22 protein-coding genes and 1 pseudogene are annotated in these 24,066 nt (G+C 64.7%); 12 read left to right on the forward strand and 11 right to left on the reverse strand.

Annotated features, from left to right (window positions below; genetic code table 11):
• The first annotated feature begins 191 nt into the window (after positions 1–191).
• The gene (locus AYB31_RS05305) at positions 192–959 is read left to right on the forward strand and encodes a hypothetical protein (RefSeq protein WP_068826494.1); all 768 of its coding nucleotides are present in this window, start codon (positions 192–194) and stop codon (positions 957–959) included.
• 17 nt (positions 960–976) lie between these two features.
• Positions 977–1,639, forward strand: coding sequence for a glutathione S-transferase family protein (locus AYB31_RS05310; RefSeq protein ID WP_068826496.1), 663 nt, complete (start codon positions 977–979; stop codon positions 1,637–1,639).
• A gap of 42 nt (positions 1,640–1,681) precedes the next feature.
• Here AYB31_RS05310 and AYB31_RS05315 read toward each other — a convergent pair whose 3' ends face one another.
• The gene (locus AYB31_RS05315; protein ID WP_068826498.1) at positions 1,682–2,164 is read right to left on the reverse strand and encodes a GAF domain-containing protein; all 483 of its coding nucleotides are present in this window, start codon (positions 2,162–2,164) and stop codon (positions 1,682–1,684) included.
• Positions 2,161–3,051, reverse strand: coding sequence for an ATP-binding protein (locus AYB31_RS05320; RefSeq protein WP_068826500.1), 891 nt, complete (start codon positions 3,049–3,051; stop codon positions 2,161–2,163). Before AYB31_RS05320 ends, AYB31_RS05315 begins: the two co-directional genes overlap by 4 nt.
• 94 nt (positions 3,052–3,145) lie before the next feature.
• On the opposite strand from AYB31_RS05320, the gene AYB31_RS05325 reads away from it, so the two are divergent.
• Entirely contained in the window at positions 3,146–5,464 is a 2,319-nt protein-coding gene (locus AYB31_RS05325; protein ID WP_068826502.1) for an ATP-binding protein, read from the forward strand.
• Here the strand turns inward: AYB31_RS05325 and AYB31_RS05330 are convergent.
• The 3 genes from AYB31_RS05330 to msrB form a co-directional block, all read right to left on the reverse strand.
• Positions 5,448–5,915 (reverse strand): MarR family winged helix-turn-helix transcriptional regulator, encoded by a 468-nt coding sequence (locus AYB31_RS05330; RefSeq protein ID WP_068826504.1) that lies wholly within the window; start codon positions 5,913–5,915, stop codon positions 5,448–5,450. The genes AYB31_RS05325 and AYB31_RS05330 overlap by 17 nt on opposite strands.
• Entirely contained in the window at positions 5,912–6,397 is a 486-nt protein-coding gene (locus tag AYB31_RS05335; protein ID WP_068826506.1) for a glutathione peroxidase, read from the reverse strand. The genes AYB31_RS05330 and AYB31_RS05335 overlap by 4 nt, the downstream gene beginning before the upstream one ends.
• Before the next feature lie 125 nt (positions 6,398–6,522).
• Positions 6,523–6,918, reverse strand: coding sequence for a peptide-methionine (R)-S-oxide reductase MsrB (gene msrB, locus AYB31_RS05340; RefSeq protein ID WP_068826823.1), 396 nt, complete (start codon positions 6,916–6,918; stop codon positions 6,523–6,525).
• A gap of 144 nt (positions 6,919–7,062) precedes the next feature.
• Here msrB and AYB31_RS05345 point away from each other — a divergent pair, with 144 nt between their 5' ends.
• From AYB31_RS05345 to AYB31_RS05365, 5 genes are all read left to right on the forward strand, one after another.
• Positions 7,063–8,274 (forward strand): pyridoxal phosphate-dependent aminotransferase, encoded by a 1,212-nt coding sequence (locus tag AYB31_RS05345; protein WP_068826508.1) that lies wholly within the window; start codon positions 7,063–7,065, stop codon positions 8,272–8,274.
• A gap of 16 nt (positions 8,275–8,290) precedes the next feature.
• Positions 8,291–8,743 carry a hypothetical protein gene (locus AYB31_RS05350; protein ID WP_068826510.1) on the forward strand — a complete coding sequence of 151 codons (453 nt, stop codon included), beginning with the start codon at positions 8,291–8,293 and terminating at the stop codon, positions 8,741–8,743.
• A gap of 89 nt (positions 8,744–8,832) precedes the next feature.
• Positions 8,833–9,705, forward strand: a complete 873-nt coding sequence (gene htpX / locus AYB31_RS05355) for a protease HtpX (protein ID WP_068826512.1) — start codon at positions 8,833–8,835, stop codon at positions 9,703–9,705.
• A 107-nt stretch (positions 9,706–9,812) separates the two neighbouring features.
• The gene (locus AYB31_RS05360) at positions 9,813–11,033 is read left to right on the forward strand and encodes a transporter substrate-binding domain-containing protein (RefSeq protein ID WP_068826514.1); all 1,221 of its coding nucleotides are present in this window, start codon (positions 9,813–9,815) and stop codon (positions 11,031–11,033) included.
• A gap of 96 nt (positions 11,034–11,129) precedes the next feature.
• Positions 11,130–11,897 carry a DODA-type extradiol aromatic ring-opening family dioxygenase gene (locus AYB31_RS05365; protein WP_068826516.1) on the forward strand — a complete coding sequence of 256 codons (768 nt, stop codon included), beginning with the start codon at positions 11,130–11,132 and terminating at the stop codon, positions 11,895–11,897.
• 32 nt (positions 11,898–11,929) lie between these two features.
• Here AYB31_RS05365 and AYB31_RS05370 read toward each other — a convergent pair whose 3' ends face one another.
• The 6 genes and pseudogenes from AYB31_RS05370 to AYB31_RS05395 all read right to left on the reverse strand — a co-directional run bounded on the left by AYB31_RS05370 (position 11,930) and on the right by AYB31_RS05395 (position 20,152).
• Positions 11,930–12,814 carry an alpha/beta fold hydrolase gene (locus AYB31_RS05370; RefSeq protein ID WP_068826518.1) on the reverse strand — a complete coding sequence of 295 codons (885 nt, stop codon included), beginning with the start codon at positions 12,812–12,814 and terminating at the stop codon, positions 11,930–11,932.
• Positions 12,811–13,242, reverse strand: coding sequence for an acyl-CoA thioesterase (locus AYB31_RS05375; RefSeq protein WP_082805202.1), 432 nt, complete (start codon positions 13,240–13,242; stop codon positions 12,811–12,813). The genes AYB31_RS05370 and AYB31_RS05375 overlap by 4 nt, the downstream gene beginning before the upstream one ends.
• A gap of 84 nt (positions 13,243–13,326) precedes the next feature.
• The gene (locus tag AYB31_RS05380; protein WP_068826520.1) at positions 13,327–16,128 is read right to left on the reverse strand and encodes an ATP-binding protein; all 2,802 of its coding nucleotides are present in this window, start codon (positions 16,126–16,128) and stop codon (positions 13,327–13,329) included.
• Between the two features lie 162 nt (positions 16,129–16,290).
• A pseudogene (locus tag AYB31_RS05385) lies at positions 16,291–18,019 on the reverse strand (DEAD/DEAH box helicase).
• 412 nt (positions 18,020–18,431) lie between these two features.
• The gene (locus tag AYB31_RS05390) at positions 18,432–19,187 is read right to left on the reverse strand and encodes a spermidine synthase (protein ID WP_068826522.1); all 756 of its coding nucleotides are present in this window, start codon (positions 19,185–19,187) and stop codon (positions 18,432–18,434) included.
• Positions 19,184–20,152 carry an AraC family transcriptional regulator gene (locus AYB31_RS05395; RefSeq protein ID WP_068826524.1) on the reverse strand — a complete coding sequence of 323 codons (969 nt, stop codon included), beginning with the start codon at positions 20,150–20,152 and terminating at the stop codon, positions 19,184–19,186. The genes AYB31_RS05390 and AYB31_RS05395 overlap by 4 nt, the downstream gene beginning before the upstream one ends.
• A 106-nt stretch (positions 20,153–20,258) precedes the next feature.
• Between AYB31_RS05395 and AYB31_RS05400 the strand changes: the two genes are divergently transcribed.
• Genes AYB31_RS05400 through AYB31_RS05415 form a run of 4 tightly spaced genes read left to right on the forward strand, consistent with a single transcriptional unit; the run spans position 20,259 to position 24,058 of the window.
• On the forward strand, positions 20,259–21,602 hold the full coding sequence (locus AYB31_RS05400) for a flavin-containing monooxygenase (protein WP_068826526.1): 1,344 nt from the start codon (positions 20,259–20,261) through the stop codon (positions 21,600–21,602).
• A 1-nt stretch (position 21,603) separates the two neighbouring features.
• The gene (locus tag AYB31_RS05405) at positions 21,604–22,530 is read left to right on the forward strand and encodes a bile acid:sodium symporter family protein (RefSeq protein WP_068826527.1); all 927 of its coding nucleotides are present in this window, start codon (positions 21,604–21,606) and stop codon (positions 22,528–22,530) included.
• The gene (locus AYB31_RS05410) at positions 22,530–23,333 is read left to right on the forward strand and encodes an SDR family NAD(P)-dependent oxidoreductase (RefSeq protein ID WP_068826529.1); all 804 of its coding nucleotides are present in this window, start codon (positions 22,530–22,532) and stop codon (positions 23,331–23,333) included. The genes AYB31_RS05405 and AYB31_RS05410 overlap by 1 nt, the downstream gene beginning before the upstream one ends.
• Positions 23,330–24,058: a sulfite exporter TauE/SafE family protein gene (locus AYB31_RS05415; protein ID WP_068826530.1), complete on the forward strand. Its 729-nt coding sequence runs from the start codon at positions 23,330–23,332 to the stop codon at positions 24,056–24,058. Before AYB31_RS05410 ends, AYB31_RS05415 begins: the two co-directional genes overlap by 4 nt.
• Positions 24,059–24,066 lie beyond the last annotated feature (8 nt).

Raw genomic sequence — 24,066 nt, forward strand, 5'->3', positions numbered from 1 at the left:
CTTTCTGCGTATTCGCTTGCGCTTATCCGCTGAAAGTGGCGCGCATTCTATGGAGCCTTTCGATAAGCGTCAACCTCCATTCAAAACTTTTTCTAAATCAAAGACTTCGCCCCATAAACTGACACAGTGCTATGAGCATCTCGGCCAACACACTACACTCGAAGAAAAAACAGCGTACGGGAGGTTCAACGGTGTCCCCACTCGTCATCACTGCCTTGATCATCAGCGGCATAGTGGTGTTGTTCGCCATCGGTTACATCAACCACATGGTGGAGAACAACAAGCTGGAAAAGGCCCGACTCAAGGCCGATCTGAATGATCGGGTGCGGCGTAGCCGTGATGTCTCCGAAAACATGCCGGGGCAATTGATGAACCCTGCGCTCAAGCTGCTGCTCAGCCGCTTCGAGTTGCAACATAGTGAGCGCCTGCAGGCACTGGACAAGCAAAATGCCAACCTGCGCAATCGCATCGCCGAACTGCGCGAGCAGGTGGCCAAGGGCGACGACATTCCCGTGCGCAACCCACCGCAGCAGATCATGACCGAAGCCAAGGCCAAGGACATTCGCTTCCTGCTGGAAAACTTCCACGGCCAGATCACTCGTGCGGCTCAGGAGCGCCTGCTGCCAGCCAACGAATGCAAGCGCTGGCTGGGCGAGATCCGCCACATGCTGGTGCAGGTGCATACCGAGTTCTTTGGCAACCTGGGCCAGCAGTCCATGCAACAAGGTCAGCCCGGCCAGGCCCGCCTGGCCTATGAGCGCGGTGTGCAGTACCTGCGCAAGCAACCGGACGCGGAGCGCTACAAGTCCCAATTGCAGAAGTTCGAGCAGTTGCTGGCACGCGCCAACGCCGTGGTACTGGAAAAAGCCAAGCCCGCGGAAGATGAATCCAGCGAACTGACAGAGGGCCTCAAGTCTCTCGAAGAAGACGACTGGAAGAAGAAGAACATCTACGACTGATCGCCCAAGGAATCCCGATGAGCCTGATCGTCTACGGCGCGCCGCTGTCGCCGTTCGTACGCAAGTTGCGCCTGTGCCTGCTGGAAAAGGGGCTGGATTACCAGCTGGAAATCATCACTCCCTTCGGCCAGCCTGACTGGTACTGCGAGCTCAACCCACTGGGCCGCATCCCCGCCTTTCGCGATGGCGACCTGACCCTGGCAGACTCCAGTGTGATCTGCCAGTACCTGGAAGAGCAGTATCCCCAGTGTCAACCACTGTTCGGCCACAGCGCTGCGCATAAGGCCCAGATACGCTGGCTGGAAAAATACGCGGACTATGAACTGGTGCCACTGTGCACTTTTGGCGTATTCCGCAATCGCCTGCTCAAGCCGATGCTGGGTCAGGTCTGCGACGAAGAAATCGTACTAAGCGCACTCAACGACAAGCTTCCCAGGCACTTCGACTATCTGGAGCAGTACCTGGGCGATGCTCAGTACTTTGTCGGCGATCGCCTCAGCCAGGCCGACCTGGCCATCTACTGTCAGTTGCAGAACATGGAACATGGCGGCGAAACGCCGGACGCCAGCCGCTGGCCGGCGCTGGTCGCCCACTATGCGCGGATCAAGGCCCGCGAGTCGGTACAAAGCGTGCTGCCCGGCGAACTCAAGGTCATCGCCAAGATGAGCGGCAAGGCCTGAGCGACCTTGCCATCAACATGCCCGGCGCAAAGCCGGACCAGGTCAGCAGTCGCTCAAGCGCAGGAAAATAGCCACCAGCTCCTCGATGCCCACCTGATCCTGCGCGCTGAAGCGCGCCAGGCTGGGACTGTCCAGATCGAGCACACCAATCAGCCGCCCTTCCTTGACCAAGGGCACTACCAGTTCGCTGTTGGAAGCACTGTCGCAGGCGATGTGACCTGGGAAGGCATGTACATCCTCGATACGCTGCGTCTGCCGCGTGCGCGCCGCCGCACCGCATACGCCCCGAGCAAACGGAATGCGCACGCAAGCCACCTTGCCCTGGAATGGCCCCAGCACCAGCTCCTCGCTGCGCGCCAGATAGAAACCCGCCCAGTTCAGCCCCTCCAGCTCATGGAACAGCAGCGCTGCGAACTGCGCGGCGTTGGCGATGAAGTCACGCTCATCGGCCAGCAACGCCTCCAGCTGCGCCGCCAACAGCTCATAGCCGTCGCGCCCCTGTGCAATCTGCTGCAGATCGATCATCGCGCCACCTCCAGCAACTGCTGGCCAACCCAGCTGCGCGCGAACTGATAAGCGCAGCGACCATTGCGATTACCTCGCCCGAGCGCCCAGCGAATGGCCAGGATCTCCAGCTCGTGACTCCACTGCCACTGCAGTCCGGCCTGCTTAGCCAGGGTACCGATCCAGTGGCGCACGACGGCAAGGAAGTGATCCTGAGTGAAAGGGTAGAAAGACAGCCACAGGCCGAAACGATCGGACAACGCGATCTTGTCCTCCACCGCCTCGCTCGGGTGTAGCTCGCCTTCGACCCGCTGCCAGTTGTCGTTGTCGCTCTCCTTTTCTGGCACCAGATGGCGCCGGTTGGAGGTGGCGTACAGCAACAGGTTGTCCGGCGCGCGCTCCAGAGAGCCGTCCAGCACGCTCTTCAGCACCCGGTAATCACCCTCGCCGGAGTCGAACGAGAGATCGTCGCAGAACAGCACGAAGCGCTGCGGCAGTCCGGCCAGGGCTTCGACCACCTTGGGCAGATCGGCCAGGTGGTCGCGCTCGATCTCGATCAGACGCAGCCCCGCCTGTGCATGCTCAGCCAGTAAGGCCCGCACCAGCGAGGACTTGCCGGTGCCACGCGCACCCCAGAGCAAGGCGTGGTTGGCCGGCAGGCCGCTGACGAACTGGCGGGTGTTGCGCGCCAACTGCTCGCGCTGTGCGTCCACGCCGACCAGATCGGAAAGGTCCAGATCCAGGCTGACCTTGAGCGGTTGCAGGTAACCGCCCCGCCCTTCACGCTGCCAGCGGGCGGCGATTACCTGCTGCCAATCCAGCGCCACCCGCACTGCGGGCAACAGCGGCTCGATCCGCTCCAGCGCCGCCTCGGCGCGCTGCAGAAAACTGTGCAACTGGGAATCCACGACTCACTCCTCATATCTAGCCAGACCCTGCCGGCGCAAGGGTCCGATGGGCTATGCTTGGCAGGCATCTAGTCAAGGATCAGATCAGCACTCCATGGATATTTCCCTCACCCACCGCCTGTCGTTCAAACAGGCCAGTCTGACGGTGCTGGTGGCCTTTATCCTGGGGACATTGCTGAGCGTGATCCAGATCGGGCTGGATTATGCCAGCGAAGACGCCTCCATCGACCGGGAAATCCATTCCCTGCTGGAAATCAGCCATAACCCGGCGGCGCGCATTTCCTACAACATCGACGCCGAGCTGGCCCAGGAGCTGGTGCTCGGCCTGCTGCGCTCCCCGGCGGTGATGCGCGCCGAAATCGTCGACAACAGCGGCCTGGTGCTGGCCTCGGTGGATCGGCCTCCGGCGCAGAGCGGCTACCGCGTGTTTAGCGACTTCCTGTTTGGCGAGCGTCGCCAGTTCGAAGATCCACTGTTCGTCAGCCATGCCCCTGGCGAAGCCCTCGGCGTTCTGCGCCTGGAGGTAGATACCTTCGCCTTCGGCAGCGACTTCCTGCGTCGCGCCCTGCTCACCCTGCTGACTGGTTTCGCCCGCAGTCTGCTGCTGTCGCTGATTCTGCTGGTGTTGTTCTACGCCATGCTGACCAAGCCCGTGGTCGGCATCATCCGCGCGCTCAGCGACCGCGACCCGCGCCGCGACCTCGGCCCGGTGCCCTGCCCGCCCGGCCACGAGCGCGATGAGATCGGCATCCTGGTCGCGGTAACCAACCAGCAACTGAGCAACACCCACCAGGAGATCAGCCAGCGACGCGAGGCCGAGGATCGCCTGACCCAATACCTGGCCGAACTGGAAAACATCGTCTCGGCCCGTACCGCCGAGCTCAAGGCGACCAACGCCCGCCTGACCCTGTCCAACCGCGAGCTGGAACAGGCCCGGGCCACCGCCCTGGAAATGGCCCATGTGCGGGCTGCTTTCCTGGCCTACATGAGCCACGAAATCCGCACCCCGCTCAACGGTCTGCTGGGCATGCTGGCGCTGTCTCTGGACGGACCACTGACCAGCGAACAGCGCCAGCAGCTGTCCATTGCCCACGACTCGGGCAAGGTACTGGTGGACCTGCTCAACGACATCCTCGACCTGTCCAAGTTCGAGGCCGGCCAGCTTGAACTGGAGCAGATTCCGTTCGATCTCGGCGCGCTGGCCGAGGACACCGCCAGCCTGCTGTCGCAGAATGCCGGCAACAATGTCGAGCTGACCTGCCTGATTGACCCTCAACTCCCGGCGCAACTGCTCGGCGATCCGACCCGGGTGCGCCAGGTGGTCAGCAACCTGCTGTCCAATGCCCTCAAGTTCACCCGCTTCGGTCGCGTCGACCTGCGCATCGAGCCTACCGCCAAGGGCATCCGCATTACCGTCAGCGACACCGGGATCGGTATCCCCGAAGAGGCGCAGAAGCGCATCTTCCAGCCCTTCATCCAGGCCGGAGCCGGGATCACCCGCCAGTTCGGCGGCACCGGCCTGGGCCTGGCCCTGACCCGCCGATTGTGCGAAGCCATGCAGGGCGAACTGACCTTCAACTCCCAGGAAGGCTTCGGCAGCCAGTTTTGCGCCGAACTCCCCCTGAGTAGCCATGCCCCTGCGAGCAGCTGGCCCAGACTGCAGGGACGAGTAGTGACCCTGTGCGCGCCCGGCAGCGGCCTGGCCGAGCAGCTGGCCAGCTGGCTACCGCACTGGGGGCTGGAACAGCAGCGGCGAGCCCCGGATACACCCGCCAGCGAGTTGCAAGCCGAACTGCTGATCTGCGATAGCGCCGAACGCCTGGCGCAACTGCGTCAACAACTGGCAACGCCCTTGCTGCTGGTTTCGCCCTATGGCGCCTTCATCCACTCCGAGCAGGCCGAACGCCTGGCGCCTTTCGCACAGCTGGCCAGACCGCTGGCCCGCAACACCCTGCATCAGACCCTGCAGAGCCTGCTGGAGCCGCTGCGGGCAGGTAGCAGCCAAGCACCAGCCGCACCCCAGGAGCGTATGCACCAGGCTCGCGTACTGCTGGTCGAGGACAATGCGGTGAACCAACTGGTCGCCAAAGGCATGCTCGGCAAACTGGGCTGCGAGGTAGCAGTTGCGGCCCACGGCGGCGAAGCCCTCGACTACCTGGAGCGCAATGCCGTGGACCTGGTCTTGATGGACTGCAACATGCCGATCATGGATGGCTATGAAGCCACTCGGCGCATCCGTCAGAGTGGCCGCTGGCCGAACCTGCCGATCATTGCCCTGACCGCCAATGCCTTGCCGGATGAGCGCGAGCGCTGCCAGGCGGCGGGCATGAACGACTACCTGGCCAAACCCTTCCGCCGCGAGGACCTGGCCGCCCTGCTGGACAGCTGGTTGCCGCTCACGACCGCGAGCTGAGTAGCTGCAATAGCTGCCCCAAGTCCTCGCGCAAGCCGTCAAGCTGCTCAAGTTCTACGCCGCTCTCGCAGAGCAGGCGAGTCTTCAGCGGCAGCACTCGTGCCTTCAACGCCACGCCTTCGTCAGTCAGGGCCAGACGCAGCTCACGCTCATCCGTCGCCGAACGTCGGCGCCGTACCAAGCCCAACTGCTCCAGACGCTTGAGCAGCGGAGTGAGCGTGCCGGAGTCGAGCATCAAACGCTCGCCCAAAGCCTTGACCGTGGCCTGCTCGGGCGGTTCGGCCTGCCATTCCCACAGCACCAGCATGGCCAGGTACTGCGGGTAGGTCAGGCCCAGCTCGTCGAGCATCGGTTTGTACCCACGGATCACCGCACGCGAGGCAGCGTAGAGCTTGAAGCACAGCTGGTTGTCCAGGCGCAGCTGGGCGTCGATGTTCAGCGGCTGGTTCATTGCAACAGGGCTTCGATCTCGCTGGTCAGCTCTTCAGGCTTGGTGGTCGGGGCAAAGCGCTTGACCTGGCTGCCGTCGGCACTGATCAGGAACTTGGTGAAGTTCCACTTGATGCCCTTGCTCCCCAACAGGCCCGGTGCGCGATCCTTCAGCTGCACATAGAGCGGATGGGCCTCGCTGCCGTTGACGTCGATCTTCTTGAACAGCGGGAAGCTGACACCGAAATTCAGCTCGCAGAACTCGCTGATGGCCCCCTCGTCGCCCGGCTCCTGCTTGCCGAACTGGTTGCAGGGGAAACCCAGCACCACCAGCCCCTTGTCCTTGTACTGCTGCCAGATGTTTTCCAGCCCCTTGTACTGCGGAGTGAAGCCGCACTTGCTGGCGGTATTGACCACCAGCACGGCCTTGCCGCCGAAGTCGGCGAGGGTTTTCTGCTCGCCTTTGATGGTGGTAACGGGGATGTCGAAAAGTTTGTCGCTCATGTCTGCCACTCCGCATGGACAAGAAAAGTCCCGACAAGATAGCGGGCAATTTAATTGCGTGCAATTTATCAAGCTCAACATAAGGCCCGGTGATACACGGGCCTCAGCAAGCCAACAGCAATGGGCTAAGCCCGCGGTACCAGCTTCAGCGAAACCGAGTTGATGCAGTAACGCAGCCCGGTCGGCCGTGGGCCATCAGGAAAGACGTGGCCCAGGTGGGCATCGCACTTGGCACACTTGACCTCGATACGGTGCATGCCGTGGCTGAAATCCTCCTTCTCGGCGATCACCTCGTCATTCACAGGCCGGAAATAGCTCGGCCAGCCACTGCCGGAGTCGTATTTGGCGTCCGAGTCGAACAGCGCCTCACCGCAGCAGGCACAGTGATAGATGCCCGGCACCTTGCTGTCGTGATATTCGCCGGTAAAGGCACGCTCGGTGCCGCCCAGGCGACAGACGTGGTACTGCGTCTCGGAAAGCTCTTCGCGCCAGGTTTCCAGGGGTTTGTCGATCTTTTCCACGGGGTACTCCTCATCGGCAGAAAAATGCCCGGTCGATACCTTTTCCGGGTGCCGGGCCACACGTATCATGCGTGCCTCTTTGGACGCCAGTCTGCCCGCAGCGTTACAGACAGGCGCGCAGCATTCGCATCGGGATACAGCATCATGCAGGTCAGCAAATCGAACAAGCTCGCCAACGTCTGCTACGACATCCGTGGGCCGGTGCTCAAACACGCCAAGCGTTTGGAAGAGGAAGGCCAGCGCATCCTCAAGCTGAACATTGGCAACCCGGCACCGTTCGGCTTCGAAGCCCCGGAGGAAATTCTCCAGGACGTGATCCGCAACCTGCCCACCGCGCAAGGCTACAGTGACTCCAAGGGCCTGTTCAGCGCGCGCAAGGCAGTGATGCAGTACTACCAGCAGAAGCAGGTAGAAGGCGTTGGCATCGAGGACATCTACCTCGGCAACGGCGTCTCCGAACTGATCGTCATGGCCATGCAGGCCCTGCTCAACAACGGCGACGAAGTGCTGATCCCGGCGCCCGATTACCCGCTGTGGACCGCCTCTGTAGCCCTCTCCGGCGGCAAACCGGTGCACTACCTGTGTGACGAGCAGGCCGGTTGGTTCCCCGACATCGCCGACATCAAGGCCAAGATCACCCCGAACACCAAGGCCCTGGTGCTGATCAACCCGAACAACCCCACTGGCGCGGTGTATTCCAGGGCCGTACTGGAAGAACTGGTGGAAGTGGCCCGCCAGCACAACCTAGTGCTGTTCTCCGACGAGATCTACGACAAGATCCTCTACGACGATGCCCAACACATCTGCACCGCCTCCCTGGCCCCGGACGTGCTGTGCCTGACCTTCAACGGTCTGTCCAAGAGCTACCGCGTGGCCGGTTTCCGCTCCGGCTGGGTGGTGATCAGCGGCCCGCGACACAAGGCCCAGAGCTACATCGAAGGCATCGACATGCTGGCCAACATGCGCCTGTGCGCCAACGTGCCGAGCCAGCACGCGATCCAGACTGCCCTCGGCGGCTACCAGAGCATCAACGACCTGGTGCTGCCCAACGGCCGCCTGCTGGAGCAGCGCAACCGCACCTGGGAGTTGCTCAACGACATCCCCGGGGTCAGCTGCGTCAAGCCCATGGGCGCGCTGTACGCCTTCCCGAAGATCGACCCCAAGGTCTGCCCGATCCACAACGACGAGAAGTTCGTCCTCGACCTGCTGCTCTCCGAGAAGCTGCTGATCGTCCAGGGCACCGCCTTCAACTGGCCCTGGCCCGATCACTTCCGCGTGGTCACCCTGCCCCGCGTCGACGACCTGGAACAGGCCATCGGGCGCATCGGCAATTTCCTCAAGACCTACCGCCAGTAACGGAAGACGGCAGCCCATGGACCTGCAGATCGACGAGTTCTACAAGGATGCCGCCGCCGGCATGCTGCTGCTCTACCAGGCCTTCCCGCGCAAGGTAGCGCTGTACGTGGAAGACCTGATCGGCCGCGAAGAGCCCGACGAATTCGGCCTGCCCAGCAAGCGCCACCAGGCCTGCCTGGGCGCCCTGCTATGGCTGGCCGAGGAAGGCTATATCCGCTACGACTCGACCATTGCCTACGACGCCCTGGATCAGGCCGTACTCACGGAAAAGGGCTTCATCCGCCTGTCCCGCGGCATTCCCCACGCCCTGCCGGAAGGCGACAGCCAGCCCGCCGGCGTACGCCGGGTGCGCGCCACCCTGGCCTGGCAACTGCGCGAAGCGCTGGCCCAGCAGAACAGTGAGAAGGTCGCGCGCCTCACCCGCCTGCTGTTCGAAAGCGCGCTGAGCCCGGCAAGCGACATAGTTTGAAATAGAGCCTTGGTTGAAGCCGGAGCGGTCGCCCCCTATATAGCTCGCATACTTAGACCGTCTCTCGCCCTGAGGAGAAATTTCCTACCATGATGCGCATCGTGTTGTTCCTGGCCACCAACCTGGCGGTGCTATTGATCGCCAGCGTCACCCTGAAACTGCTCGGGGTCGATCGCTACACCGGCCAGAACTACGGCAGCCTGCTGGTTTTCTGCGCCGTATTCGGCTTCGTCGGCTCCTTCATCTCGCTCTTCCTGTCCAAGTGGATGGCGAAGATGGGCACCGGCACCCAGATCATCACCCAGCCGCGCACCCGCCACGAACAGTGGCTGCTGCAGACCGTCGAGGAACTGTCCCGCGAGGCCGGCATCAAGATGCCGGAAGTCGGCATCTTCCCTGCCTACGAGTCCAATGCCTTCGCCACCGGCTGGAACAGGAACGACGCCCTGGTGGCGGTCAGCCAGGGCCTGCTGGAGCGCTTCTCTCCGGATGAAGTGAAAGCCGTACTGGCCCACGAGATCGGCCACGTCGCCAACGGCGACATGGTCACCCTGGCGATGATCCAGGGCGTGGTGAACACCTTCGTCATGTTCTTTGCGCGCATCTTCGGCAACTTCGTCGACAAAGTGATCCTGAAGAACGAGGAAGGCCACGGCATCGGCTATTTCGTCGCCACCATCTTCGCCGAACTGGTGCTGGGTATTCTGGCCAGCATCATCGTCATGTGGTTCTCGCGTAAGCGCGAGTTCAAGGCCGACGAGGCTGGTGCCCGCCTGGCCGGCACCGGCGCCATGATCGCCGCACTGGAGCGCCTGCGCGCCGAACAGGGCGTACCGGTGCAGATGCCCGACAGTCTCACCGCCTTCGGCATCAACGGCGGCCTGAAAAATGGCCTGGCCGGCCTGCTGATGAGCCATCCGCCGCTGGAAGAGCGCATCGCCGCGCTGCGTCAACAGCGCTGATTCACAACAGCAACGCAAGGGCGCCCCAGGGCGCCCTTGTCATTTCCGAGCAATGCCGAGGGCGCTTGCCTAGACTGGCGTGAGAACCTCGCCCACAAGAGGCCGGCATGCGCATATTTCTGTTCATCTGCCCCCTGCTGCTCAGCACCACATTGCACGCCACCCAAGCTTCACCCGTCCGTCTCGATACCAGCGCCGAGGAACCCTACCAGGTGGTGGTCGACGGCGAGCTCAGCGGCCTGTCGGTCGGTGTGCTCGAGTGCATCTTCGAGCGCCTGCAGCAGCCCTACAGCATTCGCCTCACCTCCTTCAGTCGCGCCCGACAGAACGTCAGCAAGCAGGTCGCAGACGGTTTCTTCAGTTCCGCACCCGACAGCCAGGTAGATGGCTACGCCCAGCTCTCCGCCCCGCTGCTGATCGAGAAGTGGTACTGGTATGCCCTGGATCCGCATCTTCTCAACCGCCCTATCTGGGACAACGACCTGCGCATCGGCAGCGTGCTCGGCAGCAACAGCCTGACCTGGCTGGAGTCTCGCGGTATCCCCGTAGTGCAAAAGGTGCCACGCCTGGAGCAACTGCTCGCCCTGCTCCAGCGCGGACGCATCGACCTGCTGCTGGCCGACGGTAATGTCATGAACAGCCTGCTCGAATCATCCCCCGAGGAGCCACGGGTGCTGCAGCGCTTCGTACGCTACTCGCCGCTGGGCGTGTATTTTTCCCATGAGTTCCTCAACCAGCACCCGGATTTCCTGAAAGCCTTCAACCGCCAGGTGGAAGGCTGCGCGCCCCGTGGCACGCCGCTGAGCGCTGCCGAACAGACTTATCTGAGCAAGCTGGTCAATCGCCACCTGGCCCGCTGGGGCAAGCACCCGGACCTGCTCGAAGCCCTGCGCCACAACGATCTCGGCAGCAACAGCGAGGAGCGCATCCGCGAACTGGATCGGCAATGGATGCGCGAACGCCTGCTGGAGGAAAAACCGCTGATCAAGCGCCTGTTGCAGGCACAACCGTCCAGACTGCTGGCCAATATCACCGAACAGTACCGGCCATTGTTCAACGAGATATTCATCAGCGACAGCAGTGGCCAGTTGGTGGCCATCAGCGAAGTCACCAGCGATTACTGGCAGGCTGACGAGGAGGACTTCCAGCAGGCCAGTCGTCTGCCGCCAGGCCAGGTATATATCAGCGACATCGAGTACGACGGCTCGACGCAAAGCTTCCAGAGCAAGGCTTCTGCACCGCTGTACGATCCGGATGATGGCCGCCTGCTTGGTGTCATCAGCCTGGGCATCAATATTGAAACGGCCTTCGGTGACAACCTGCCCTGAGCCAACCATCGAACCTATCGATCAAAAAGCCGAGAAACCTGCGTTATTCATCGAAGGTCTAGCGCGAGACAATGGCGTCACTCAGAGGAGAACGCCATGCCGCCCAGCCTTTTCATATCCCACGGCTCCCCCATGCTTGCCCTGCAGCCGGGCGCCAGCGGACCGGCCCTGGCCAGACTGTCCGCCGAACTACCCCGCCCACAAGCGATAGTGGTGGTTTCCGCACACTGGGAGAGCGACGAACTGCTGGTCGGCAGTGCCGCGCAGCCAGCCACCTGGCACGACTTCGGCGGCTTCCCCGCCGAGCTCTATGCCGTGCGATACCCGGCCCCGGGCTCGCCGCATCTCGCCGAGCAGGTTCGTCAGCTACTTGCTGCCGCTGAACTCCCGGCGCGCCTGGATGAGCAGCGCCCACTGGACCATGGCACCTGGGTGCCACTGTCGCTGATGTATCCCGAGGCCGACGTTCCCGTGGTCCAGCTATCGCTCCCCAGCCGCCATGGCCCAGCCCTGCAGGAGCGCGTCGGCCGCGCCCTGCGTAGCCTGCGCGAACAGGGCGTGCTACTGATCGGCTCCGGCAGCATCACCCACAACCTCGGCGAGCTGGATTGGCGCGCCGGCCCGGAAGTCATCGAACCCTGGGCAGGCGAATTCCGCGACTGGATGGTCGCCAAGCTACAGGCTGGCGATACGGCCGCCCTGCTCGACTACCGCCGCCAGGCACCCCACGCCAGACGCAGCCACCCCAGCGAGGAACACCTGCTACCGCTGTATTTCGCCCGCGGCGCCGGGGATGCGGTGCGCATCGAGCACAGCGGTTTCACCTATGGCGCGCTGGGCATGGATATCTACAGCTTCGCCTGAGCCGCCAAGCGCGGCGCCGGGCACCGCAGGCGCTAGGCATGAGCAGCCAGGAAGTCCGCGAGAAACAGCTCGGCGCAGTTCCACAGAATCGACAGATGACCTTCGTCCGCAAAGAAGCGATAGCGAGCCTGCGGCAGTTCGCGCGCCATATGCTCGGCCATGACTGGCGGCACATTGCGGTCCTGCCCGCCCTGGTACAGATGCACCGGCATCGCGATTTCGCTGGCGGCAAAACCGCGCGGCAAAGCGATCAACCGTACCTCCTGCTGAACACCGGCGACACCCGGCCGATAGGCCTCGGCCAGGCTGCTGGCGAACAAGTCGGCCAAGTGCGTTTGAATCGATATGAAGCGCCGATCCGGCTCGGTCAGCATGCCTGCCAGCTTGTGCAGCGCCGCCAGCGGATCGCCAAGGAACATGCGCCGATCCAGCCCTAGCATCGGCGCCGTCAACGCCGGGTACAGACGAGCTAGGCCGAACAACAGCCTGAGCGCCGGATGTTGCCCGCGACGTAGCGCCGGTATGTCCATCGGCCCCATGCCTGCCACCAGGCCGGCGAAACTCAGTCGCTCGCGCAAGCGCAACGCGCACGCCAATGCATAGGGCCCACCGCAGGAAATACCGAGGACGCCAAACCGGGCCAGGCCGAGATGCTCCGCCAGCTGCTCCACGTCGGCGGCCCAGGACAGGATGCTGCGCTGCGGCTGCGGGCTGGAGCTGCCGACGCCAGGGCGATCGGCGGCAATCAGACGCACACCGAGACGGCGCGCCGGCTCATCGAGCAAGGCCGCCTGCAGGCGGCAACCGGGCAAACCATGAAACACCAGCAACGGCGCCCCATCCGCACAGCCGTACTGCTGATAGGCCAGCTCGCGACCATCCTCGAGCACAGCCATGGCCAGCGCTTCTCGGTTCATTGCGACTCCTCGCAGCTCCAGAACGGCTCGGCCAGCTCACGCACCCGCTCCGGTAACGCCAAGGACTGCCGCAGGCGCGTGTCGATATGCACACCCACCAGAGTGGCGACGGCGGCGAGACTGCCATCCGGTTCTCGGCGCATCTCGTGTCGAAAACGGATCGACTTGCAGCCCACCGCCAGCACGCTCGTGCGCACGCTCAGCAGATCACCCGCCAACAGCTCACTGCAGTAGCGGATGTGCTGATCGGCGGCCACCATTCCACGCCCGCTGTCGCGCAGAGCCGCCGGAGTCAGCCCCAGCTGGGCAAATAGAGCCCAGGTAGCCTCATCGAACCGGCCCGTGTACCACATGACATTCATGTGTCCCATATGGTCGCAGTGCCAGGGATAGACCGCACCGCGACAGGTCAGAAGCGCCTCACTCACTCGAACTCTCCTCACTGGCCACCCCGCCGAAGCGGGTGCATGGAGAGTTTGCAAGCCGCCCCCGACAAAGTCGTCAGCAAAGGGTCAGCTTTCGGTCAAAGCCTGGGCCTCGCACAGTACCGGCACCTGCGCTGCTGGCGGCAACGTGCGACAGAGGCTGCGCAGCGCCGCGATGTCATCTGCGGCCGGCTCTGGCAAACGACTCAGGGCCAGCAGCGCGAGTAACTGGGTCCCTGGCGCGCCCTGCCCACAGGCTTCGGCCAGGGCCTGACGCAGCCAGTGCTCAGCACTGTCGTGGTCGCCGCTCGCCAGCGCCGCGCGAGCCCGCAGCAGCCACAACTCCGGTAGACGCGCACGCTCGCCCAGGCGCAGCGCCAGCACCTCGGCCTCTTCGATCAGCGCTAGCGCAGCCTCCTGCTGCACGCCGAGCAGCAGGGCCTCGGCGGCGAAAGCCAGCATCTGAACGTGACCGGCAAGCATGCCGAGTCGCTGCAGGGTAGCCCCACCCTCGCGAATGCACGCATAGCCGGCTGCGGGCTCTCCAGTCTGCGCCATAACCCAGCCGGAGAGGATGCGCCAGGCTCCGGCTGCCTGGGGCAGGCCGTAGCAACTATGCAGGTGCGCCAACTCATCCGCTCGCCTGGCGACCCGCACAACATCCCGTCCGAGCAGCAGGTCGAGCATGCCGGCACAGCGGGTGGCCACCACCAGCGACACCGGCTGAGCCAGCTCCTGCGCCCGCACCAACGCTGCCTCGGCGAGCCCGGAGGCCTGCTCGAACAGCCCCAGCGGCAACAGGTGCAGGGCCAGGTGACCAAGCATGGTCACCAGCGGGTCGACCATGAAACGCTGCCGTGGCAACCGCTCAGCCAGGGCCTGGCCAAGCTCGATACCACGCTCCAGCAACTGCCGCCCGCGCTCATGCTCGCCCAGCACGGCACAGACCATGCCGCCCAGATGGCATGCCGCGATATCCAGAGCCGGTTCCGCCAGTCGATCCGCCAGCTCAGCCACACGCTCGCTCAACCGCCGCGCAGCCTGGTATTCGCCTCGGCCGTAGCGCACCTGGGCAATGCCAGCCAAGCCCCAACCAAGCTGGGCCGAATCGGGCATACGCTCGGCCAACGCCTGGGCGAGTGCATAGAAGTCGCTGGCCTGGTTCGAAGCCATGCCGTGCAGTTGCGCGCTAGCGACAGCGCCCTTGAGCAGCAGATCCAGCTGCTTCTCGGCCAGGCACTCGGGATTGCCGAGCTGCTCCAGCAGCCCCAGAGCATGTCGAACAAATTGCAGCGCCTGCAGCGGCGCAAAACGCTCGAACGCCCCTTCGGCGGCGTGAGCAAGCTGCTCTACGGCGGCGGGCAGATCCTTGCCCTGCTCGAAGTGCCCGGCCAATTCGGCCGCCATCGGCAGGCCCTTGGCCAGCAGCACCGCTGCCACGGCCCGATGTAGCTGCGCCCGACGTACAGCGTCGAGGTGCAGATAGAACACCTGACGGTAGAGTGCATGCCGGAAGGCGAAACGCCCCTCCAGCGTACCGTCGCTCAAGGCCACCAGCTCCTGCGCGACGAGCCAACCGTGCCCGCTGGTCAGCGCCTGACAGGCAGACTGCAGCCGGGCCTCGTCGCGACCGAGGACGGCGGCCAGCACGCCCACGCGAAACTCCGCACCACAGACGCTGGCCACTTCCAGCATCGCGCGCGCCTCGCCGCCCAGATGCTCGACCTGACGCCGCAGCAGGCCATCCAGATCGCCGGGTAGCGGCCAGTCCGGCCGCGTACCGCTGGCATGCAGATCACCCGCCAGACTCTCGACGAACAGCGGCAAACCACCGCTACGCTGGAAGAGCAGCCTCGCCATCTCGTCGCCCGCCTGCAGTCGGGGGTGGCGACGGGCGAGATATTCGGTCACTTCGTCGAGGGAAAAAGCTTGCAGAGCGACTTCCTCGCTCAGGCCTCGCAAGTTGAGATCGTGACGCACGCTGGCGAGCGGATGCCCGCTATCCAACAACTCACCCGCACGCAGACTGCACAGCAGCAGCAATTGCGCCGGCTCGCGGCGCCTCGCCAGGTATTCGAGCAGTCGCAGGCTGGCCGTGTCGCACCAGTGCAGATCCTCCAATACCAGCAACAGCCGCCGCTGACTGCTGTACCGGGCCAGCAGCTCGGCCATCTCGCGCAACATGCGCTGCGAATTGGCGCCGCCACAGGCGCTGCGCAGCGTCTCGTGCTCGCCCGCTGCACACAGCCAGGGCAACTGCAGCAGCCACATCGGCGCCACCGTGCGCAGCAGGGAGACAAACTGGCCATCACGGCGGCTCAGCTCGCCCAACAGCTCCAACCAGGGCAGATAGGGTTCACCACTGCCGAAATGCTCGAGGCACTGACCACGTACGCAGAGCGTGTCCGTGCACTCGGTGATGAAAGCTTCCAGCAAGCATGTCTTGCCGATGCCCGCCTCACCGGTGATCCATACCAGTTGCCGCCCCGTCAGGCTGCGCTGCCAGGCGCGCTGCAACTGCTGCAGCGCGGAGCCGCGGCCAATCAGCGGATGGTTGGTCGGCGGCAGTACCGGTAAGCCGATGAAGCGATACCCCTGGCGAGCGGCGGTCTCGATGAAGCGAGCCTGCCGCGGGTCGTCGCCCAACGCCTGACGCAGCGCGCTGACGGCGGTCTTAAGTGCTGACTCGCTGACGTGCCGATGCCCCCAGACAGCGTCCAGCAGCGCTTCCTTGCTCAGCAGGCGCCCCGGCTGGCGAGCCAGTTCACAGAGCAGCGCCAGAGCCCTGGGCTGCAGCGCGACCGGCCGCCCGTCGTGACTCAGACGCGCGTTGGCCTCATCCAGCTCGAAGCCGGCGAAACACAACTTCAGGGGCTTTTCCGCTGCCATCAATTCCGCTCTGCCTGGTCGATCCGGAAAATACTGTTGGCCACCCGCCGGACTGTCAACGCGCTCGTAACAAGGCCATTCCCCTCACGCCTCTTAGGCTCAGGGCGACACAGCGCCATAAAAAAGCCCCGCATAGGCGGGGCTCTCTTTACAGCACGAGGATCAATCCTCGCGGTAGCGACGCAGCTTCAGGGCCTTGCCGGCGACGCGGGTGTCCTTGAGCTTGCCCAGCAGGCGGTCGAGGCCGTCTTCCGGCAGCTCGATCAGGCTGAAGGTCTCGCGGATCTGGATGCGGCCGATGGCGTCGCGCTGCAGGCCACCCTCGTTGAGGATGGCGCCCAGCAGGTTCTTCGCGGCGATGCCGTCGCGAGTACCCAGGGCGGTACGGCAACGAGCCTTGCCTTCGCTCGGGCCGGCCATCGGGCGACGGTCGCGGAATTCGCCACGCTCGCCGCGCTCGTGCGGACGATCGCCACCGTCACGCTCGCGACGCTCGCGCGGGGCACCGACGCCCGGCACCAGCGGCTGCTCGCGCTCGACGCTGGCCAGATCCAGGGCCTGACCCTTGGTGGCCAACTTGAGCAGGGCCGCGGCCAGGGCGCGCGGGCTGCAACCGATGTCGCCGACCAGACGGTCCAGCAGCTCGCCGTGGCTGGCTTCGGCGTCGGCCACCAGCGGCGCCAGGCCGTTGGTGAGCTTCTTGATGCGGGCGTCCAGCACCTGCTGGGCGTTCGGCAGCTTGACCTCGCCGACCTTCTGCCCGGTGACACGCTCGATCACCTGCAGCATGCGGCGCTCGCGCGGGGTTACCAGCAGCAGGGCGCGACCTTCACGACCGGCGCGGCCGGTACGGCCGATGCGGTGTACGTAGGACTCCGGGTCGTACGGCATGTCGACGTTGAGCACGTGGGTGATGCGCGGCACGTCGATACCACGGGCGGCCACGTCGGTGGCGACGACGATGTCCAGACGGCCATCCTTGAGCGACTCGATCACGCGCTCACGCTGGTTCTGGGCAATGTCGCCGTTCAGCGCGGCGGCCTTGTAGCCCTTGGCTTCCAGGGCGGCAGCCAGGTCCAGGGTGGCCTGCTTGGTGCGCACGAAGGCAATCAGGGCGTCGAATTCCTCGACTTCCAGCAGGCGGGTCACGGCGTTGATCTTCTGATCGGCGTGAATCATCAGATGCGCCTGCTCGATGCGCGAGACAGTCTGGGTCTTGGCAGCGATCTTGACGTGCTGCGGCTCGCGCAGGTGCTTCTCGGCAATGGCACGGATGGAATGCGGCAGCGTGGCGGAGAACAGCACGCTCTGACGGCTTTCCGGCATGGCCTGGAAGATCACTTCCAGATCATCCATGAAGCCGAGCTTGAGCATCTCGTCAGCCTCATCCAGTACCAGGTGGCGGATGGTCTTGAGCAGCTGGTCGTTGCGGCTCAGGTGGTCGACCAGGCGACCCGGGGTGGCCACGATGATCTGGGCGCCCATGCGCAGAGACTTCAGCTGCGGGCCCATGGGCGCGCCGCCGTAAACAGCCACCACGGACACACCGGTCAGCTGCTTGGAGTAGGTTTCGAAGGCGGTGGCTACCTGCAGGGCCAACTCGCGGGTCGGCGCCAGGATCAGCGCCTGCGGCTCACGCTTGGCCGGGTCGATCTTGGACAGGATCGGCAGGGCGAAGGCGGCGGTCTTGCCAGTACCGGTCTGGGCCTGGCCGATCATGTCGTGGCCAGCCAGGATCATCGGGATCGCCTGGGCCTGAATGGGGGACGGCTCTTCGTAACCTACTGCGGTCAGTGCAGCGAGAATAGAAGGATGAAGGCCGAGTTCGGCGAAAGTGCCGGTTACTTCCTGGGTCATGGGTCTGCCTCTATGTGCATCCGCAAAGACCCAGGAACAAAGGCTGCACGTGCCGTGAAGGACCTTGTGGGTCAACCTGGCAGCCAATCGGCGGGTGTTTGCGAAAACGAAAATGGATTGAAACGTCAAGGGTAGTTCGCAGCGCGAACCAGCAGCGAAGCAGCGCTTCGTGAAATTGCATTACCTGAACGGGCCCGGTTTTGGCCGGGCGCGAATCATACAGGAAAAAACTGACAACATGGCAGGCTTTTTGCCAAGACAAGCGAAACTGCCGACGACAGGTGTGGCATTCGGGCTGGCAACGCGGCCCTGCTGGTAGGGTTCCGCAAGACCCTCGACGCGAAATGCTTAGAACGCTGAACGATCACTCATCGTCGCTCCCGCACAGGCGGAAGCCCAGGTACTGCCTGCCTGTGGATTCCCGCCTGCGCGGGAATGACGCGTACTCAACTGGCCGGACGCAAGACATCCAGCAGCGGCTGCAGTGAATAGCGCAGGCGCGGCGCCAGGGCTTCGGCACGAGCCTGCAAACCGTCCAGCTCGAGTGGCTGCTCCAGACCAGCCGGTACCAGCAGAATGACGTTGCCCTCCTTCACCGGAATCTCCCAGTAATGGCGGTGGAACAGCCCGCGCAGCAAGGCGGCGCCCAGTGGCTTGCCCTCGTCGTTGCCCCACTGGTTGATCACCAGCCAACCGCCGGGGTTGAGGCGCTGCTGGCAGGCTTCGAGGAACTTCCAGGCCAGGTGTGCGGCGGCCGGCCCGGTATCGGTGTAGAGGTCGACGAACAGCAGATCGCAGCTTTCCGCAGTGCTAACCAGCTCCAGAGCATCACCGATGCGGATGGTCAGGCGTGGATCGTCAGCCAGGCCCAGATGCTTGATGGCCAGACGCGGCACCTCCGGACGCAACTCGATCACCTCGACATCGTCGAGCTCGAGAAACTCCAGGCAGGCCTGGGTCAGGGTGCCACCACCGAGACCAAGGAACAGCGCCGACTCGGGCTGCTCATGACACAGCGCACCGATCAGCATGGCGCGGGTGTAGTCGTACTCCAGCCAGCTGGGATCGCGGGTGTAGGTACAGCTCTGTTCGATGGCCTCGCCGAACTCGAGGAAGCGATAGTCGCCCACCTCCAGTACGCGGATCACGCCCCAGGCGTCGCGCACTTCCTCCAACAGGACCTCTTCCAGCTCCGGATTCATGCGCCCAGCCCCTGGCGGAACTGGCCCGGCGTGATGCCGCTCCAGCGGCGGAAGGCCTTGGCGAAGGCGCTCTCGTCGGAGAAGCCCAGCGCCTCGGCCACATCGGCCAGGCGTGGCGAGTCGCGCAGCAGTTGCTCGGCCATCTGGTGCAGCACCTGGTCGCGCAGCAGCTTGAAGCTGGTGCCCTCCTCGGCCAGCTTGCGGTTGAGGTGGCGACCGCTCAGCTCCAGCTGTTCGGCGATACGCTCCTTGCCCCAGCGCGGCTGCTGACGCAGTTGTTGCTGCACCTGCACCGCCAGGCTCTGCTGCCCCAGGCGCTGCAACAGATCGTTGGCCAGGCCACGCAGATGCTCGCGCATCAGGGCATTGGCCTGAATCAGCGGAGTGGCCAGGTCCGCGCGCTCGAACAGCAGGGCGTTTTCACCACTGGCGAACGACAGCGGGCAGCCCAGCAACTCGACATAGCGCGCCTCGCCCGCCTGCGGGCCATGCGCGAAACGCAATTCCAGCGGCTGCGCCCGCTCACCGGTGATCCAGCGCGTCATGTGCGCCAGGCTGGCCAGCACGGCCTCCACCCGTTCTTCGCGGCGCACCCGGTAATGCGGCTGATAGGCCAGGCGCAGCGCGGCGCCCTCCTCACTCAGGCTGAACTCGCCACCCTCGCCGACGATGGGGTAGTACTCCAGCAGGGCTTCCAGCGCTTCGCCCAGGGTCTCGCAGCTCATCAATAGCGCGCCGACCATATCCAGATGGCCGACCTGCAGGGCATTGCCCAGGCGCAGGCCCACCAGCGGATCTTCAGCGGCGCTGCAGAAGGCCTCCCACAGGTCGTCCTGACGAGCCAGGGGGATACGCGCCTCGCGCCCAAGCTCGCGCAGGGCATCGGGCAACGGCAGAGCCAGGCGCTCGGCGGCCTGGAGGATGGCCTGGGCGTAGTGAACGGTGACGGAAGGCGTGCTGCTCATGAGGTCCTGAATTAACCGAGGAAGCGTCCTGATTGAGCCGTTACGACTCGGACGGGGCTGCATATGCTTGCGGAACAACTATAGAAACACAATCGAGACGCCTTGCATGCATGCCATCATCGGAGCCGGCCCCATGGGTCTGGCCGCTGCCCGCCAGCTACAGCGCTACGGTATTCCCTTCGTCGGCTTCGAGCTGAATACCGATGTTGGTGGCCTGTGGGACATCGCCAACCCGCACAGCACCATGTACGAGTCGGCCCACCTGATTTCCTCCAAGGGCACCACGGCCTTCGCCGAGTTCCCCATGGCCGACTCGGTGCCGTCCTACCCGCACCATAGCCAGATCGGCCAGTACTTTCGCGACTACGCCGAGCACTTCGGCCTGCGCCAGCACTACCAGTTCAACACCCGAGTCGTGCGCGTCGAGCGCCTCGACCGCGGCTGGCGCCTGGTCAGCGAGCATGAGGGACGCCAGCGCGAGTGGCTGTTCGATGGCGTGCTGATCGCCAACGGCACCCTGCACACGCCCAATCAGCCGCAACTGCCCGGCCAGTTCGCCGGCGAACTGCTGCATTCCAGCGCCTACAAGAGCGCCGAAATCTTCGCTGGCAAGCGCGTGCTGGTGGTCGGCTGCGGCAACTCGGCCTGCGATATCGCGGTAGATGCCGTGCACCGCGCCAAGTCGGTGGACCTCTCGGTCCGTCGCGGCTACCACTTCCTGCCCAAGTTCATCCTCGGCAAGCCCACCGACACCTTCGGCGGCGCCGTGAAGCTGCCACGCCGCCTCAAGCAGCTGATCGACGGCCTGCTGGTGCGTGTGCTGGTCGGCAAGCCCTCGCAGTACGGCCTGCCGGACCCGGACTATAAGCTCTACGAATCGCACCCGGTGCTCAACTCGCTGGTCCTGCACCACCTCGGCCATGGCGATATTCAGCCGCGCGGCGACATCCAGGCGGTCAACGGTCACGCCGTGACCTTCGCCAATGGCGACAAGGCCGACTATGACCTGATCCTGCAGGCCACCGGCTACAAGCTGGACTACCCCTTCATCGACCGCGCCGAGCTGAACTGGCCGCAAGATGCCGGTGCACCGCAGCTGTATCTCAACGTCTTCCACCCGCTGCACGACGACCTGTTCATGCTCGGCATGGTCGAGGCGTCCGGCCTGGGCTGGCAAGGTCGCGCCGAACAGGCCGAGCTGGTGGCGTTGGCGATTGTTCACCAGCAATACGCCACGCCGGCGGCCAAACGCCTGCGCGATACCGTGCAGGCCCAGGTTGGCCAGCGCCTGGATGGTGGTTTCGCCTACCTGAAGCTGGAGCGCATGGCCTATTACGTGCACAAGGACAGCTATCGCAGTGCCATCGCCCGGCATATCGCCGAGCTGAAGGCCGAACTCGACCAGGACACCCCCAAGGCACCAGCGGCCAACCTGGCGCGGGAGTCCTGAGATGGGTGACGTACACCTGCAGTTCGACCCCTCCAGCCTGGTGCTGATCAACCTGATCGTCGCATTGATGATGTTCGGCGTGTCGCTGGAACTGCGCGTCGACGACTTCCGCCGCGTGCTGCGCGAGCCCAAGGCTCCGATGATAGGCCTGCTGGCGCAGTTCATCCTGCTGCCCGCGCTGACCTGCCTCGCCACCTGGGCACTGGACATCGATCCGCAGCTGGCCCTGGGCATGCTGCTGGTAGCGGCCTGCCCGGGCGGCAGCTTCTCCAACATCATGACCTGGATGGCCCGCGGCAGCGTTGCCGTGTCGGTGAGCATGACCGCCGTCTCCAGCCTCGCGGCCAGCGTGATGACGCCACTCAACTTCGGCCTGTACGCCTGGCTCAACCCGCATACCCGGCCACTGCTCACCGAAATCGCCATGGACCCGCTGAGCCTGCTGCTGATGGTGTTGCTGGTACTGGGCGTACCGCTGGTGCTGGGCATGGTCGTCGGCCGCCGGTTCCCGCAGCTGACCCACAAGGTGGAGAAGCCGCTACGGGTCTTTGCCCTGCTGGTGATGCTGGCCTTCGTCGGCCTGGCCTTCGGCCGTAACTTCGACCAGTTCCTCAGCCACTTCCACCTGTTCTTCTGGCTGGTGGTGGCGCACAACGCCCTGGCGCTGTCGTGCGGCTACCTCAGTGCCCGCCTGGCCGGACTACCAGTGGCCGACCGCCGTGCAGTGACCCTGGAAGTCGGCATTCAGAACTCGGCACTGGGCCTGGTGATCATCTTCACCTTCTTCCCCCAGGCCAGCGGCATGCTGTTGATCGCCGCGTTCTGGGGCACCTGGCATCTGGTCTCCGGCCTTTCCCTGGCGCTGCTGTGGTCGCGCCGCCCCGTCGAAATCCCGGCCACATCGCTGGCCGCCGTGGGAGATAAATGATGCGCACCGTCCTCATCACCGGCGCCGCCAGCGGCCTCGGCTGGGAGCTGGCCAAGGCCTGCCATGCCCGCGGCGACAACCTGCTGCTCACCGACATCGACGCCGCCGGCCTGGCCGCGCGGGTCGCCGAGCTGGGCAGCGAACGGGTCGAAGGGCTGTCCGGCGACATCACCGATCCCGCGCTGCATCGGCAATTGATCGACGCCTGCCGCGCCGTATTCGGTCGCCTCGACCTGCTGCTCAACAACGCCGGCATCACCCACCGCTCGCCGACCGTGCAGACCGACCCGGCCGTGTTCCGCAAGGTCATGGCGGTGGACTACCACGCCCCGCTGGAGCTGACCCTGGCCGCCCTGCCGCTGCTGCGCGAAAGCCGAGGCCAGGTCGCCGCCATCGGCTCCATGGCCGGCTGGATGCCGGTGCTCGGCCGCGCCGGTTACTGCGCCGCCAAGGCCGCGCTGAGCCAATCCTTCGAGGTGCTGCGTGCGGAGCTGGCGCAGGATGGCATCGGCATGCTGATGGTATACCCGAGCTTTCTCGACACCCCCATCGATCGCAATGCCCTGGGCGCCGACGGCAAGCCGGCCGGCCATGCGCGCTCGACCATTGGCAAGGTGCGTGGTGCCGACTGGATGGCCGAGGAAATCCTCAAGGCCCTGGTGAGTGGCCGCGAACGCCTGTTCCCGGACCGCGGCAGCTGGCTGGCCAGCCTGCTCTGGCGCGCAGCGCCGGGCCTGTACTACCGCAAGATGAGCCAGCGCTTCGCCGGCGAACTGCCAGCCCCCGCAGGAGCGAGTGCATGATCGCTTCCTACGCCCTCGGCGGTTTCATCCTGCTGGCCTACACCCTGGAGGCCATCACCGGCTTCGGCAGCATCGTCATCGCCTTATCCCTGGGCGCGCTGCTGCTGCCCATCGACCAGTTGCTGCCGGTACTGGTGCCACTGAACATCTGCATGACCGGCTACCTGGTCAGCCGCCACTGGCGCCTCATCGACCGCCGCCTGCTACTCGGCACCATCCTGCCGGGCATGGTCGCCGGCACGCTGCTCGGCTACCTGCTGCTGCCCTGGCTGGACGCGGCGCTGCTCAAGGTCGGCTTCGGTGCCCTGATCCTGTGGTTCGCCGGACGCGAACTGTGGCGCCTGCAACGAGGCGCCACGGCCAAGGTGCGCCCCGCCTGGCTGACCCGCCTGATCACCCTCGGCGCCGGCATCAGCCATGGCCTGTTCGCCTCCGGCGGGCCTCTGCTGGTCTACGGCCTGGCCGGCACCGAGCTGGACAAGGCGCGCCTGCGCGCCACCCTGGTCACGGTCTGGTTCACCCTCAACAGCCTGCTGACTCTGGCCTTCCTGGCCGACGGTCGCCTGCTGCCGGCGCTGCCACAGGTCGCCGCCTACGCCCCGCTGCTATTGCTCGGCGTGTGGCTGGGCGAGCGCCTGCACCGCCGTGTCAGCGAGCAACATTTCCGCATCGCCATCTACTGCCTGTTGCTGGTCACCGGCGCCCTGCTGCTCTGGCCGCGCTGAGGAGTTCC

Origin of the sequence: Pseudomonas sp. BMS12 (assembly GCF_001592875.1) — a bacterium.
GTDB lineage: Bacteria > Pseudomonadota > Gammaproteobacteria > Pseudomonadales > Pseudomonadaceae > Aquipseudomonas.

Excerpts from the sequence above, each read along its gene's own strand:
- AYB31_RS05345 (WP_068826508.1), top strand. The coding sequence starts at position 7,063 with ATGCAGGTCAGCAAATCGAACAAGCTCGCCAACGTCTGCTACGACATC.
- AYB31_RS05415 (WP_068826530.1), top strand. The coding sequence starts at position 23,330 with ATGATCGCTTCCTACGCCCTCGGCGGTTTCATCCTGCTGGCCTACACC.
- AYB31_RS05390 (WP_068826522.1), bottom strand. The coding sequence starts at position 19,187 with ATGAATCCGGAGCTGGAAGAGGTCCTGTTGGAGGAAGTGCGCGACGCC.
- AYB31_RS05395 (WP_068826524.1), bottom strand. The coding sequence starts at position 20,152 with ATGAGCAGCACGCCTTCCGTCACCGTTCACTACGCCCAGGCCATCCTC.
- AYB31_RS05330 (WP_068826504.1), bottom strand. The coding sequence starts at position 5,915 with ATGAACCAGCCGCTGAACATCGACGCCCAGCTGCGCCTGGACAACCAG.
- AYB31_RS05315 (WP_068826498.1), bottom strand. The coding sequence starts at position 2,164 with ATGATCGATCTGCAGCAGATTGCACAGGGGCGCGACGGCTATGAGCTG.
- htpX (WP_068826512.1), top strand. The coding sequence starts at position 8,833 with ATGATGCGCATCGTGTTGTTCCTGGCCACCAACCTGGCGGTGCTATTG.
- AYB31_RS05325 (WP_068826502.1), top strand. The coding sequence starts at position 3,146 with ATGGATATTTCCCTCACCCACCGCCTGTCGTTCAAACAGGCCAGTCTG.
- AYB31_RS05335 (WP_068826506.1), bottom strand. The coding sequence starts at position 6,397 with ATGAGCGACAAACTTTTCGACATCCCCGTTACCACCATCAAAGGCGAG.
- AYB31_RS05350 (WP_068826510.1), top strand. The coding sequence starts at position 8,291 with ATGGACCTGCAGATCGACGAGTTCTACAAGGATGCCGCCGCCGGCATG.
- AYB31_RS05365 (WP_068826516.1), top strand. The coding sequence starts at position 11,130 with ATGCCGCCCAGCCTTTTCATATCCCACGGCTCCCCCATGCTTGCCCTG.
- AYB31_RS05410 (WP_068826529.1), top strand. The coding sequence starts at position 22,530 with ATGCGCACCGTCCTCATCACCGGCGCCGCCAGCGGCCTCGGCTGGGAG.
- AYB31_RS05400 (WP_068826526.1), top strand. The coding sequence starts at position 20,259 with ATGCATGCCATCATCGGAGCCGGCCCCATGGGTCTGGCCGCTGCCCGC.
- AYB31_RS05370 (WP_068826518.1), bottom strand. The coding sequence starts at position 12,814 with ATGAACCGAGAAGCGCTGGCCATGGCTGTGCTCGAGGATGGTCGCGAG.
- AYB31_RS05405 (WP_068826527.1), top strand. The coding sequence starts at position 21,604 with ATGGGTGACGTACACCTGCAGTTCGACCCCTCCAGCCTGGTGCTGATC.
- AYB31_RS05360 (WP_068826514.1), top strand. The coding sequence starts at position 9,813 with ATGCGCATATTTCTGTTCATCTGCCCCCTGCTGCTCAGCACCACATTG.
- AYB31_RS05310 (WP_068826496.1), top strand. The coding sequence starts at position 977 with ATGAGCCTGATCGTCTACGGCGCGCCGCTGTCGCCGTTCGTACGCAAG.
- AYB31_RS05380 (WP_068826520.1), bottom strand. The coding sequence starts at position 16,128 with ATGGCAGCGGAAAAGCCCCTGAAGTTGTGTTTCGCCGGCTTCGAGCTG.